The sequence below is a fragment of the Vibrio sinaloensis DSM 21326 genome, from assembly GCF_000189275.1.
GTDB classification, from domain to species: Bacteria; Pseudomonadota; Gammaproteobacteria; order Enterobacterales; family Vibrionaceae; genus Vibrio; species Vibrio sinaloensis.
On sequence record NZ_AEVT01000056.1, the window covers coordinates 88,773 to 102,643 of the forward strand.

Sequence of the window (13,871 nt, forward strand, 5' to 3'; positions counted from 1 at the left end):
CTTTCATTTAACTACATACCGGGCAATTTGGCATTTTCATTAAGTTCATTTCGCGCCAAGACATAGTAATCGCGTCTAGCATCAGGATTTTACCTTGTTTAGGTTGTCCGTAATGAGCGATAACTTTAATGGCTTCCATAGCTTGCACTGCGCCAATAATGCCGACAATAGGTGCCATAACTCCGGCCTCAACACAACTTAATGCGGCTGAACCAAAAAGAGCGCTTAAACATTCATAGCAAGGGGCTTGTTCGTCTTGATATGTGAACACACTGACTTGGCCTTCCATTCGTATTGCGGCACCAGAAACTAGCGGAGTTTTACTGCCGTAACACAATCGGTTTAGCTGGTTTCGAGTCTCTACATTGTCAGAGGCGTCGAGCACTAAGGTGTGTTGCGCTATCAATGCGCTAAGTTCGCTATCATCCAACCTGCGATCTACCGTTGCGACCTCAATGTTCGGGTTCAGCAGCCTGAGAGACTCCGCGGCGGAAATCACTTTCTTTGTGCCGACATCTGAATCATGGTGTAGAACTTGACGCTGAAGATTAGACAGCTCAACGATATCGTCGTCTATTAAGGTCAGTTTACCCACACCTGCTGTGGCTAGATATTGTGTGGAGGCACAGCCAAGGCCTCCGGCTCCCAATACCAAAATTGAGCTCTGTTTGAGCGCTTCTTGGCCATCAAAATCAAACTGTTTAAGGATGATTTGACGGTTGTATCGAAGCATCTCTTGATCGGAAAGAATATCCAAACTTCGCTCCTAGTAAAGGGTAGGGTTGAATAGCTGAATATTAACCGTTTCACCCGCTTCAACACGGCCACGTTCACGTTCCAGAACAACAAAACAGTTAGCGAGACTCATTGAACGAAATGCGCCAGAACTTTGGTTTCCTGTCGTTTCAACAACGAACTTACCGTCTTCAATCGAATAGATACCGCGTTGATAGTCTGTACGTCCAGGCGCTTTCTTAAAGCCACTTTTGGTTATGGCAGGAATCGATTCCGGCGCTTTCCATTCTGTATGACCCGCAAGCTTAGCCAGCAAAGGCTGCACAAGTACATACATGGTAAGAACCGCCGACACAGGGTTGCCAGGTAAGCCACAGAACCAAGCGGTAGACAACTTACCGAACGCGAAAGGTTTACCGGGCTTAATGGCCAGTTTCCAAAATCCGATTTGTCCAAGCTCTTCCAGTATGTCTTTGGTGTAATCGGCTTCTCCAACACTCACACCACCTGAAGTCACTACCACGTCTGCAAGGGTTTGCGCTTGTTCAAATGTCGCTTTTAACTGATCTGGACAATCAGGAATGATCCCGAGATCGATAGCTTCACAACCAAAGTTCTCAATCAATGGTTTAATGCCATAGCGGTTACTGTCGTAGATTTGGCCTTCAGCCAATGGTTCGCCTAACGGTTTGAGTTCATCACCGGTTGAGAAGAAGGCGACACGCGGTTTACGAACCACGGTGACATGACTAATCCCCAAGGTAGCTATCATTGGAATGTCGCGAGACGTTAAGCGAGCGCCTGAAGGAAGAACCACATCACCTTGTTTAATGTCGTCGCCAGTCGGTCGGATATTGTTCTGCGCTTTGACATCCGTTTGATTGAACTGAATCCCGCTTTCGGTGACTTCGGTGTTTTCTTGCATGATCACGGCGTCACAACCATCTGGGATCTTAGCACCAGTCATAATGCGAACACATTGCCCCTTTGGCCAATCACCTTCAAAAGGTTGACCTGCGAATGATTTACCTGCAAGTGGCATGACATTATTCGTGGCTAAGTCAGAAAGGCGAATTGCGTATCCATCCATTGCTGAATTATCGAAAGGAGGGACAAAAATAGGTGAGAGGATATCTTCAGCAAGTACATAACCAATAGCGTCTGCCAGTGGTAGTTGTAAAGTCGTTTGGATAGGTTTAATCGGCGATAGCATTTTATCCATCGCGTCTTCAATTGGCATCAAGCCAGGAGCGTCACAACAGCCCATATCGAGATCCTAATCTTTTATTATTTTTAAGCGCTTATTGGCAGACACTTTACCACATAAATAACAATGGCAATAATGACCCCCAATAAAATATGGGTGTAATTATTCAAAAATCCGAGTATCCTTGTCAGCCATCCTAAAGGGGTAAATAAGAGGAATTGGAATGTCAGGTCTTAGCGAATCCGCGAAGTTGGTAAAAGATGCGCTAGAACGCCGAGGATTAGAAACACCTATGGTGCCTAATCAGTTCAGTCGAGAAGAGAAAAAAGAGAAGATTCAGCATCATATGCGCGAAATCCTAACTCTCCTTGAGCTTGACCTTACCGACGATAGCTTAGAAGAAACACCTCATCGTATTGCAAAGATGTATGTCGATGAAATCTTCTCAGGACTCGATTACTCGAACTTCCCTAAAATTACGGTCATCGAGAACAAAATGGACGTAAGTGAGATGGTTCGCGTTAAGGACATCACCGTAACCAGCACTTGTGAGCACCATTTGGTGACGATTGATGGTAGAGCAGCAGTGGCTTACATTCCGCGTGGTAAAATTATTGGTTTGTCTAAGATCAATCGAATCGTTCGATTCTTTGCCCAACGTCCTCAAGTTCAAGAGCGCATGACGCAGCAGATTTTAGTCGCGTTGCAAACGCTGCTTGAGTCAGATGATGTTGCAGTGACAATCGATGCGACTCATTACTGCGTTAAATCTCGCGGAGTAATGGATGCGACCAGCGAAACGACGACTACCGCTCTCGGCGGTATTTTTAAGAGCAACCCAGCCACAAGGCATGAGTTTCTGCACGGAATTCGCTAGACTAAGGCTAGGAAACCCAGATACAAGAAACCGCTTCTAACACGAAGCGGTTTTTATTTTTCTCGCGCTATTCACACTGTAAATTGCGCGAAACTAACAAGGTAAAACAGTGACTCAATCATTTAAAACACTTTCATTGCGACCAGAATTACTCGAGACAGTGGCCTCTCTGGGCTATAGCGAAATGACGCCAATCCAACAACAAGCCTTGCCTTTGGTTTTGGCCGGTAAGGATGTCATTGGCCAGGGTAAAACCGGGTCGGGCAAAACAGCGACTTTTTCACTTGGTGTACTGAGTAACCTTAATGTTAAGCGTTTTCGCGTGCAGTCATTGGTACTTTGCCCAACACGTGAATTGGCAGACCAAGTCGCCAAAGAAATACGTACGCTAGCGCGCGGTATTCACAACATCAAAGTGCTGACCTTATGTGGCGGGATGCCAATGGGGCCGCAAATTGGCTCACTGGAACACGGTGCACATATCTTAGTGGGTACGCCGGGCCGTATTCTCGACCACCTTTCAAAAGGCAGAATCAATCTTGACGAATTAAATACGCTCGTTTTAGATGAAGCAGACCGTATGCTGGATATGGGATTTGAAGATGCCATTGACGCCATTATTTCTGCGGCACCAACTCAGCGGCAGTCGCTTCTGTTCAGTGCAACTTTCCCAGCTAACATTAAAACCTTAGCGGAAAAAGTAATGTCTGAGCCTGAAATGGTTAAGGTTGAGTCAACGCATGAAACAACGACGATTGAACAACGTTTTTACGCATTAGAAGGCAGTGAAGAGAAAGACAATGCGTTAGAGACTTTGTTATTGGTGCATAAACCTGAATCTTCCGTCGTGTTTTGTAATACCAAAAAGGAAGTACAGAACGTTACCGATGAACTTAACCATCGCGGTTTTAGCGTTGTCGAGCTGCACGGCGATATGGAGCAGCGTGAAAGAGAGCAAGCTCTTACTATGTTTGCCAACAAAAGTGTCTCGATACTGGTTGCAACAGATGTTGCCGCGCGCGGTCTAGACGTTGACAACTTAGATGCTGTGTTTAACTTTGAATTGTCACGCGACCCGGAAGTGCATGTTCATCGCATTGGTCGTACTGGGCGTGCTGGGTCTAAAGGAATTGCGTTTAGCTTCTATAGCGAAAAAGAACACTATAGAGTTGAGCGTATCGAAGATTACATGGCGCTCGATTTCAATGCGTCGCCGCTACCTGAAAAGCCAGTAGAGCGACCGTTCTATCCGAAAATGCAGACCATTCAGATCCTCGGCGGCAAAAAGCAAAAAGTACGTGCGGGTGACATATTAGGTGCGTTAACCAAACAAGCGGGAATTGATGGCAAGAAAATTGGCAAAATTAACATTCTTGCAATGGTGTCTTACGTTGCGGTAGAACATGATGTGGTTAAGAAAGCACTCAAGCAACTGCAAACCGGCAAAATGAAAGGACGCAATTTTAAAGCGCGCGTGATGAAGTAATTGAAAAGGAGCCTTTCGGCTCCTTTTTTAATTGGTAAATTTGTAAGTAACACCAATACTTGCCAACCACCCTAAGTCTCTTTGTACTAACGGACTGTCACTATCATGGTGCTCAAGTTCTAACTTAGCCAATCCAAGCCAATCTGGTGTGAAACTGTATATGCCGATGAGTCCTGCTTGGTAGACCCAGCTACTATCTGCATTAAATTCATCCAGCCCAGATGCGACGGCTTCCGTCGATGAAATGGAATAAAGATGGTCGGAGAACTTTTTATCGCGGTAATCAATTTCTAAGTAGGGGGTGAGGGTAACGTTATTTAACGGTAGATCGAGTGTACGCCCTAAATGCAGCTGGATCTCATAACCTTTGTGCTCGCTGGTGACGTCTTGAAGATAAGTTAACCGTGCGCCCACTGTACCGAGTGTTACGCCAAGCTCTCCATTCCCGTCGCGGTTTTCTATGCCCGACGGAATATCATCAAAATCATCAGAAACAGTGGCAAATCGCCAGTTTCCGCTGATGCCAAAGTAGGGCATTACGGCGACATTCACGAGGCTGCCATCGACGAATCCATATTTCCCGTTGTAAAACAGATTAGGCTCGGCGGATATTCCTGCTCCGTCTTCATCTGAAAAGACCGACTGGCCGTAAGTTGCGCTTCCGCCGATGAAACCAAAGTCATAGTATTGTTCTTGTGCCATTACACTTGAAGAGACACTGATCGCTAAAGAGCCAATAAGCATCGAATGTTTCATGAGTTTCATAGGTTTCTCCTTTTATCCTTCTCTATCAGAACGGCTAGGGAGTACTTTTATTGCAGGAAACGAACAAGAAATTGGAAAAGAGAATAAAAAGGCCAACTCAATTGAGTTGGCCTAAAGGTCGACAAGTTGGATGGATTAACTGTCGAATAGGTATAAATACTCGCCGTAACCTTCTTTTTCTAAGTCCGCTTTAGGAATAAATCGCATCGCAGCAGAGTTCATACAGTAGCGCAGACCCGTTGGTGCCGGGCCGTCTTTAAAAACGTGTCCTAGGTGAGAATCGGCAAATCGACTGCGAACTTCTGTTCTTGGATAAACAAGATGGTAGTCAGTTTTTGTGACAATGTAACCTGAGTTAATAGGTTTGGTAAAGCTTGGCCAACCTGTACCAGATTTGTACTTATCGGTTGAACTGAATAGAGGTTCGCCCGAAACGATATCAACGTAAATGCCGTCTTGTTTGTTGTCCCAGTACTCGTTTTTGAAGGCACGTTCTGTCCCTTCTTCTTGAGTCACGTAATATTGCATTTCTGTCAGTTTCGATTTGATCTCACCTTTCGACGGCTTTGAGTACGGCTTAATATTAGCGACAGCTTTTTTCTCATCAATCAATTGACGAAGGGTTTTCGGGTCGTCATTACGAGATTCACCGAAGATATCATCAAGGTACTGATCTCGACCTGACGCGTAGCGGTAATAGTTGTAGCGAATCTTGTTACGCTTGTAGTAGTCCTGATGATAATCTTCCGCAGGCCAAAACTTATCAAAGGCAATCAATTCGGTTTTAAGAGGCTTTTTAAATATGCCTAACTCGTCGATCTCCATCATGAAGTTTTGAGCAATTTGCTTTTGCTCAGCTGTGTGATAGAACACAGCAGGACGATACTGTGGACCTCTATCGACAAACGAGCCTTTGTTGTCCGTCGGGTCGATGTGGCGGAAAAACTGATCCAGTACCTGTTCATAGCTTACCGCTTTAGGGTCATACTTAACTTCAATAACCTCTATGTGCCCAGACTTGCCCGACGAGACTTGCTTATAAGTCGGATTCTCTAGCTCTCCACCAGAATAGCCTGACACGACATCAAGCACGCCGGGCAGTTTTTCCAAATCTGATTCCGTACACCAAAAGCAACCGCCAGCGAGGGTTGCAACTTCGAATCCTTTTGAAGTGTTTGTATGAGACATATTGCTTTCCGCGGTACCAAAAAAGGAGGCAACCGCCGCCGCAATAGCAAGAGTAGGTAAAACAAACTTAAACTTCACTTTCATATCAACCTCATCGATTGTTTTCGTTATCGATTTATAAGAACGGGTCACAGAGCAAAAAATTACAGCCTTTGTTGGTTTTTTCGTACTTTTAGTCTAGTAGGATCAAAAAAAGCGACTACATAGAGTCGCTTTTAAAGTTTGTGAGATCGCTTAGCCCAATGAAGGAAGTACTCCCACCGTGATAAGTACCTGTGCGGATACTATGACCACGCCAACAATCGTACCAACAATCAGACCGGAGTTTCCACCAATTACCTGATAATGGTGTTCTTGAGCTTGCACTCGTACTTTGCGTACCATCATTATCGGCAAGAAAATCGCGAGAATAACCAACGCTATCGCTGCGTAACCAAGTGCCATGATAAAGCCTTGAGGGTAGAACAGAGCGAATCCCATAGGTGGAACAAACGTGATTAAGCCAGTAGCAACGCGAGAGTAGGGCTTACCACCTTTACTTAAACTGTCACCAAGGAACTCGAATAGACCTAGGCTAACACCCAGGAACGAGGTTAACAGTGCCAGATCGGCAAATACGCCGATGGTCTGCCCAAGGTTAGACTGATGAACGGTTGTTGCCAATGTATTGATCAATGCGCTAAGACCTTGGTTATCCAAAAGCGTACTTTGGTTAACCACGCCCAAAGTCACCACTTGCCAGAAAATGTACACGATCAATGGGATAGCGGAACCGATAACAATGGCTTTACGTAAAGATGGCGTATGACCATCGAGGTAATTGACGATCGCAGGGATGCTACCGTGAAAGCCAAACGATGTGAAAATGACCGGAATAGCTGCGACAACAAGACCTTGCTCAACGGGCATACTCAGTAAGTATGATTCCGTAACGTTGGGTGCCAAAAAGGTCAGCACTAAAGCCATCACCACAATCTTTGTTAAAAATAATACGCGGTTAACTTTATCTACCGTGCCAGTACCGATCGTCACTACCGTTGCCACAATAACGGTAAAAAGAACGGTTGCAGCAGTAGAGGATACCGTTACTCCAGTAAAACCAGTGATACGCTCAGCAAACTGTGCTCCACCACCGGCGATGTAAGCAGCACAAAGCGCATAGAACAAGAACATCATCGCGAAGCTCGCCACCCATTTACCTTTAGTACCAAGAAATTGCTTAGCAAGCGTGTGAAGTGTTGCTTCTTTGTCGGCGTGTTGATGAATCTCAACCATCAATAATGCGGTATAGGCCATTAAAGCCCAAAGTGCGAGCATAATCGTCAGGGAGGTTGTAAACCCCAGCCCTGCAGATGCGAGAGGTAAAGCGAGCATACCTGCACCAATAGTGGTTCCCGCTATGATCAAAGTACTACCAAAAATCTTCGATTTGTTCATGTTTACTTTTCTTTACGCTTGATGAGGTTTGTGGGAATGAATGTCTAGTAATTGCTCAGCATTTGACATTAAACCCTGCATGAATCGCATTGTGTAAAACTTTTATGACGTTTTCAAGCGGTATGTACATATTAATTACCATTAATGTACACTTAAATTTACAGATCATTTTGAGATTCGAGAGCAAACGATTACATGGGACGGCCGTCATACCTAAGTGAGATTTTGCTTTGTTCTTTCACAAAACTGTCATATAAGTGATTTAAAAAGGGACAATAGACTGCATATACAAGATACGACTTGTCGACGAGTCTATAAAATTGTTTATCAAAGGAGGTCAAATATGAGTGACCAAACGTTAAATGAAGAATGCCTTGAACTGCTAGATGCTATGGAAATTGGCATTGAACTGTCTGACTACGAGCAGTCCATTGAAGAACTAGCAGAAGAAATCTTCACTAAGTAATCTTCATCGCGCCTTGTGCGCAGTTAACCAGAAAGAGCCAGTGCATTAGCGCTGGCTTTGTGCTTTTATTAACAAACAAAATCCACAGAAGAAGATAACGAAAGTAGAGTCGATTTGAATTTCCTTGCTCACCTACACATCGCGCAACATTGCCAGTCAAGTTTACTTGGAAATCTTCTAGGAGATTTTGTGAAGGGCAACCCTCACGAACAGTACGATGATGACATTGCACAAGGAATTAAGTTACATCGTTTTGTTGATTCTTTTACCGATTCACATTCATTCGTTCAGGAATCTCGGGCACTCTTTACAGACGGGCATCGTCGTTTCTCCGGCATTGCCTTGGATATGTTCTGGGATCATTGCTTAGCACGCCACTGGCAAAACTATCATAGAGATAGCCTAGAGAACTTTTGTCAATATGCTCAGCAGCAAGTGAACCAGCCAAAAATATCGCTACCGGCAAGATTTGAGCGCGTAAACGCGTTGATGTGGCAAGGGAAATGGCTGGAGTCATATCAAGACATGGACAATATCGAGTTTGCATTGCAGAGAATGTCGCAACGTTCGCCAAGAATGGAAAAGCTCAACCAATGCATTCCGTATTTAAATCGCCACTACGATGAGTTAACAGAAGTATTTGCTCGCTTCTATCCAGAGGTACTAAACGCTAGCAAAAGATTCTGATAGAATCGGCGGCCTTGCATTTAAAGGTATCATGAATGTCGACTGAATTTGAATCACTTGGGTTGAGCCAACCCTTGCTAACTACGCTTAATACACTTGGTTTCACTACTCCAACACAAGTACAACAGCAATCAATTCCACATATATTGCTGGGCAAGGATGTGCTCGCGGGCGCGCAAACCGGTACCGGTAAAACGGCGGCTTTCGGTTTACCAATTATTCAGCAGCTCATTCAGTCTGAATCGGTGCGAGATCCGCAGGGGAATGACGTTAGAGCCTTGGTTCTTGTTCCTACGCGGGAGCTCGCTCAACAAGTGTATGACAACCTCGTGCAGTACGCTGAAAGTACCCCCCTTAAAATCGTAACGGCGTATGGCGGCACAAGCATCAACGTGCAAACGCGCAACCTACACCAAGGGTGTGACATTCTGATTGTCACCCCTGGGCGCTTGATTGACCATATGTTCTGTAAAAACGTCAGCTTGGCGAAAACGGAATACCTCGTACTTGATGAAGCGGATCGTATGTTGGATATGGGATTTATGCCAGATATTCAACGAATACTGAAACGTTTTAATCCAGAGAGACAAACGCTATTTTTCTCAGCGACCTTTGATAAGCGAATAAAGAACATCGCATATAAGTTGCAAAAAGATCCGATCGAAATTCAAGTTTCACCTTCTAACAGTACGGCGGAAACCGTTAAACAGATGGTTTATCCGGTCGATAAAAAGCGTAAAGCCGAGTTACTTGCTTACCTAATTGGCTCACGAAACTGGCAGCAAGTTCTTGTGTTTACAAAAACTAAGCAAGGTAGTGATGCACTAGCTAAAGAGCTAAAACTGGATGGCATTAAAGCCGCTTCGATTAACGGTGATAAAAGCCAAGGAGCACGACAAAAAGCGCTCGATGACTTTAAATCGGGTAAAGTTAGAGCTCTGATCGCGACAGATGTTGCAGCACGCGGTCTTGATATCAACCAATTAGAGCAAGTCGTCAACTTCGATATGCCATATAAAGCCGAAGACTATGTTCACCGTATTGGTAGAACGGGTCGCGCAGGTAAAGAAGGGTTTGCCGTTTCTTTGATGAGCCAAGATGAGCACTACCTATTGGAAGCGATCGAGCGACTGTTGGACACGAGACTACCTCAAGAGTGGTTGCAAGGCTTTGAACCTAGTCTGGTTGAAGACGTAACACCTGAGCGCACACCGCGTAAGAAGAGCCGTTCTTCTGAAAAGCGCAAAATGAAAGCAAAACTGAAAATTCACGCTAATCGTGGCAAAAAGCGTTAGTTAGGAGCGAAGCATGACAGGTGATAGGGACATTGCTGACATTTGCTTAAAGCTGCTTGCGCTTGAATCCGCGCAGCAACTGTTGGAATTTGAATTAGGTAACCAAAAGTGGTTTGAAGAGTTTATCCCACCTAGAGAGAGTGAGTTTTACTCGTTAGATGGGGTTATCGACCACATTCAGCACTTTTTGCTGGAATACAAATGTCACCAATTACTGCCACTGCTCATTTGCAACGCGAACGGCGATATTATGGGCAGACTTAACTTTACTAATGTTGATCTAACAAAAAGAACAGCGCATGTTGGTTATCGCGTTGGCAAAGCGTATTTGTCGCGCGGCGTCGCTAAAACCGCCTTAGGTAAAGGGTTAATAGCGATGGCAGAAAAGGGAATCAAACGCGTTTTTGCCTATGTGGATGAGAACAATCCGGCTTCGCAAAAAGTCCTGCTTGCCAATGGTTTTGTCAAAGTGCGCGTGGTAGAGGATTACGCGATTCTTCGTGGTGAACCAATACACTGCATTGAATACACCTGCCAATTAAAAAAGACATGAAAAAGGGAGCGTTTGCTCCCTTTTTTACCTCTAAGTGATACCACTAAGCATATCTAGCAACTTGCATCGCCCAATTGCGACGCTGGGCAATCAGTTCTTTCTTCAGTTGCTGGTAGCGTAACTTGAGAAGAGAACTTTCGTACTTTTCATTTAAGCTGCTTTTACGCGATTCAAGCATCTGTTTTTTTACGTCGTAATAGTCACTCATTTTGACAATAAGTTGCTCAAACTCTTTATTTAACGACTCTTTAAGCTGCGAAGCATTGGGTAGGGTATCAATTTTGCGTACCGCAACATCTCGGCTCATCTTCGCTTTGGCCTTCTCGATCTTAATTTTTGGCGTGACGCGTAGCTTGCGCGTTAAGCCCAGCCAAGAACAGCTCTTGATCAGCCATTTAGTCGGATCGTATTGCCACCAATGAATACCATTACGGTAGTCGTTCTCAAAGATATGGTGATAATTATGGTAACCCTCACCAAACGTAAACACAGCGAGAACGCCATTATCACGAGCAGTATTTTTATCGGTGTAAGGCTGGCTGCCCCAAATATGTGCGAGAGAATTGATGAAGAAGGTTGAATGATGACTCAATACCAGACGTAACACACCAACTACCAACAACATACCCCAGATGTCACCATAGATCGCACCGAGCAAAATAGGGATACCGAAGTTGGTCGCAATGGCTAGGGGGACATAATACTTATGCTGCCACATGACGACGTTATCTTTTTGCAAGTCACGACAGTTGCTGTAATCGCTATAAGTATTTGCGTTGTACTCACGTAACATCCAACCGATGTGAGAGAACCAGAATCCACGTTTTGCGGAATAAGGGTCTTTGTCATTGTTATCCACATGCTTGTGATGAATTCGGTGATCCGAGCTCCAATGTAGAGCACTATTTTGTAATGCAAAAGCTCCGCCTATGGCAAAAATAACGCGTAATGACCAATGGGCTTCGTAGGTTTTATGCGACCACAAACGATGGTATCCCGCCGTGATCGATAGGTTACAAAAAGAGAAAGCGACGAGGAACCAGATTAAGTGTTCCAAGCCGTAGCCATATTCGAGACCAAACCAAGGCACGATGACAACGGCAGTAATAAATGAGGAGAGAAAAATGATGATATTCAGCCAAATCAATGGAGGCTTGCTCTCAGTTGACATGATGATTTCCTTTCAGCTAACAGTTGTGCGCTAGAATATCAGCGTACACGTGTAAGTCAAACGTATCTGTGCGGTTTAGTGACCTAAAAGTTGTAATAATGAGTAAATACTCAAATTAACAATGCTCGATTGTTTTAGAGTTATTGGCTTTTGGTTAAATGTTTTATAGTATGAATAGATAAACAATCCTTACAGGAAGTAATAAGGAACTATAAATGGAATTAAAAGTAGCTGAATATAGCGATTACGAACGTATCGCTTCGCTGCACGCACAGAGTTGGAAGCAATTTTATCAAGGGATTCTTGGACGCGAATACCTTGAAAGTGAAGTTCTCGAAGAGCGTATGGCTGTTTGGCAGACCCGCTTAATCAACCCTCCTTTTAACCAGCACGTCATTCTTATTGAAGAAGGTGGCTTACTCTGCGGTTTTATTTGTGCATTCGGTAATCATGACTTCGAAAAAGGCACTATGATTGACGCTCTTCATATCGATCATGCGTACAGAGGAAAAGGGTTAGGTGCGAAACTCATTGAAGAAATGGCGAAATGGGTAGAACAGTTTTTCCCAGACAGCGGTGTGTACCTAGAGGTGATGAAGGGTAACCAACAGGCTATTGAATTCTATGACCACATTGGTGGTGAAAACACATTGGAAAGGATCTGGAATGCACCTTGCGGTAATCAGGTTCCAGAGTTGGTATACAGCTGGAAATCACCGGCAATTATGCTAAAGAACATCGCCAGTCACAGTAAGAGCGATTTAGTAACAAACTGAAACACTTAACCTCCTTGTCCTGATAATCTTCGGACATATAACCATACTCCGTTAGGTAATTTTATATTGCCTGTTTCTATTACCTAACGGTCTATTCATGAAAAAAACTTTTGTTATATCTGCACTAGCGAGTGCACTTTTTCTATCAGGATGTGGAGACCAAAACAAAGGACAAAACCAAATGCCAGCGCCACTAGTGGTCGCGGAAACGGTTCTATCAGTTCCACATCAAGCCAGCAAATCTTACATTGGTCGTGTTGAAGCGGTCGAAGACACCAATATCACGGCACAAGTCACTGGCTACCTCCAACAACGTCATTTTGAAGAGGGGCAAATGGTCGATAAAGGAGACCTTTTGTTTACTATTGAACCTTCCTCGTTCAAAGCTCAAGTCGCGAGCGCGAAAGCCGCCCTTGCACAAGCGAATGCGGCACAAAAGAAAGCCCATCTCGATTTTGAGCGTGGTAAAAACTTATTACCGAAGGGCAGCATCTCACAATCAGAGTTTGATAACTTAAACGCCACGCTTCTCGGTGCCACCGCTCAAGTAGAAGCGGCTAAAGCACAGCTTCATTTGGCACAAGTTAATCTGTCTTACACCGAAATTCGTGCTCCGTTTGCCGGACGAATTGCGCAAAGCAAGGTCAGCACGGGAGACTTGTTGTCACCTCAGTCTGGAATCTTAACCACATTGGTCAGCCTAGACCCCGTTCATACGGGCTTTAGCATTAGTGAGCGAGAGCGCCTTGAAATGGGAATGGACAAAGTTCAAGGCAACGGCAGCGACGAATCGACTCAAGTCGAGGTGCAAGTCGTGCTTGAGAACGGCCAGTACTACGACCATTTGGGTAAACTTGATTACTTAGGAAACCGGATCAATTTAGAGACGGGAACCATGGCGATGAGAGCCGAAGTGGCGAACCCAAATTACCGTCTACTGCCAGGCCAGCACATTCGAGTAGAGCTGAAAGAAAAACAAGCGAAAGACGTTTTAGTTGTGCCACGCCGTTCGGTCCAGACGGACTTAGAAGGCGATTTCGTCATGGTAGTCACGGAGGGCAGTGTTGCTGAGCGCCGCAATGTGACTTTGGGGCGCCAAATTGAGCAGGGCATCATTATTACCCATGGCATTTCGGCAAAAGACAGTGTGATTACACAAGGACTCCAAAGAGTGCGTAATGGCGTACCTGTTCGTATAGATCAAACTCAGCCTACGGCTGAATAAAGG

At 44.7% G+C, this 13,871-nt stretch carries 14 protein-coding genes; 8 read left to right on the forward strand and 6 right to left on the reverse strand.

Annotated elements, in window-relative coordinates:
- Positions 1-7: 7 nt before the first annotated feature.
- Together moeB and moeA are read right to left on the reverse strand one after the other, a co-directional pair.
- A complete protein-coding gene (gene moeB / locus RH45_RS08175) occupies positions 8-757 on the reverse strand; it encodes a molybdopterin-synthase adenylyltransferase MoeB (protein WP_008075961.1) in 750 nt (249 codons plus the stop codon).
- A gap of 9 nt (positions 758-766) precedes the next feature.
- A complete protein-coding gene (gene moeA, locus RH45_RS08180; protein ID WP_008075965.1) occupies positions 767-2,002 on the reverse strand; it encodes a molybdopterin molybdotransferase MoeA in 1,236 nt (411 codons plus the stop codon).
- A gap of 163 nt (positions 2,003-2,165) precedes the next feature.
- Here moeA and folE point away from each other — a divergent pair, with 163 nt between their 5' ends.
- A complete protein-coding gene (folE, locus tag RH45_RS08185) occupies positions 2,166-2,819 on the forward strand; it encodes a GTP cyclohydrolase I FolE (protein WP_008075967.1) in 654 nt (217 codons plus the stop codon).
- 109 nt (positions 2,820-2,928) lie between these two features.
- Positions 2,929-4,305, forward strand: coding sequence for an ATP-dependent RNA helicase DbpA (gene dbpA, locus RH45_RS08190; RefSeq protein WP_008075970.1), 1,377 nt, complete (start codon positions 2,929-2,931; stop codon positions 4,303-4,305).
- Positions 4,306-4,332: 27 nt separating this feature from the next.
- Here dbpA and RH45_RS08195 read toward each other — a convergent pair whose 3' ends face one another.
- The 3 genes from RH45_RS08195 to RH45_RS08205 all read right to left on the reverse strand — a co-directional run bounded on the left by RH45_RS08195 (position 4,333) and on the right by RH45_RS08205 (position 7,695).
- Positions 4,333-5,070, reverse strand: a complete 738-nt coding sequence (locus RH45_RS08195) for a MipA/OmpV family protein (RefSeq protein ID WP_008075971.1) — start codon at positions 5,068-5,070, stop codon at positions 4,333-4,335.
- Between the two features lie 135 nt (positions 5,071-5,205).
- Positions 5,206-6,342 carry a peptide-methionine (R)-S-oxide reductase MsrB gene (gene msrB / locus RH45_RS08200; protein WP_008075973.1) on the reverse strand — a complete coding sequence of 379 codons (1,137 nt, stop codon included), beginning with the start codon at positions 6,340-6,342 and terminating at the stop codon, positions 5,206-5,208.
- Between the two features lie 150 nt (positions 6,343-6,492).
- Positions 6,493-7,695, reverse strand: coding sequence for an aromatic amino acid transport family protein (locus tag RH45_RS08205; RefSeq protein ID WP_008075975.1), 1,203 nt, complete (start codon positions 7,693-7,695; stop codon positions 6,493-6,495).
- A 343-nt stretch (positions 7,696-8,038) separates the two neighbouring features.
- On the opposite strand from RH45_RS08205, the gene RH45_RS23825 reads away from it, so the two are divergent.
- The 4 genes from RH45_RS23825 (at position 8,039) to RH45_RS08220 (ending at position 10,696) form a co-directional block, all read left to right on the forward strand.
- Positions 8,039-8,161, forward strand: coding sequence for a hypothetical protein (locus RH45_RS23825; protein WP_008075976.1), 123 nt, complete (start codon positions 8,039-8,041; stop codon positions 8,159-8,161).
- Positions 8,162-8,275: 114 nt separating this feature from the next.
- Positions 8,276-8,848, forward strand: a complete 573-nt coding sequence (locus tag RH45_RS08210) for an acyl carrier protein phosphodiesterase (RefSeq protein WP_039958378.1) — start codon at positions 8,276-8,278, stop codon at positions 8,846-8,848.
- Positions 8,849-8,883: 35 nt separating this feature from the next.
- Positions 8,884-10,143, forward strand: coding sequence for a DEAD/DEAH box helicase (locus RH45_RS08215; RefSeq protein WP_008075980.1), 1,260 nt, complete (start codon positions 8,884-8,886; stop codon positions 10,141-10,143).
- Positions 10,144-10,156: 13 nt separating this feature from the next.
- Positions 10,157-10,696, forward strand: coding sequence for a GNAT family N-acetyltransferase (locus RH45_RS08220; protein WP_008075982.1), 540 nt, complete (start codon positions 10,157-10,159; stop codon positions 10,694-10,696).
- A 43-nt stretch (positions 10,697-10,739) separates the two neighbouring features.
- Here the strand turns inward: RH45_RS08220 and RH45_RS08225 are convergent, their stop codons facing one another.
- Positions 10,740-11,867, reverse strand: a complete 1,128-nt coding sequence (locus RH45_RS08225) for an acyl-CoA desaturase (RefSeq protein ID WP_008075984.1) — start codon at positions 11,865-11,867, stop codon at positions 10,740-10,742.
- A 215-nt stretch (positions 11,868-12,082) separates the two neighbouring features.
- Here RH45_RS08225 and RH45_RS08230 point away from each other — a divergent pair, with 215 nt between their 5' ends.
- On the forward strand, positions 12,083-12,643 hold the full coding sequence (locus tag RH45_RS08230; protein WP_008075985.1) for a GNAT family N-acetyltransferase: 561 nt from the start codon (positions 12,083-12,085) through the stop codon (positions 12,641-12,643).
- Positions 12,644-12,740: 97 nt separating this feature from the next.
- Positions 12,741-13,868, forward strand: coding sequence for an efflux RND transporter periplasmic adaptor subunit (locus tag RH45_RS08235; protein ID WP_039958380.1), 1,128 nt, complete (start codon positions 12,741-12,743; stop codon positions 13,866-13,868).
- The last annotated feature ends 3 nt before the right edge of the window (positions 13,869-13,871 follow it).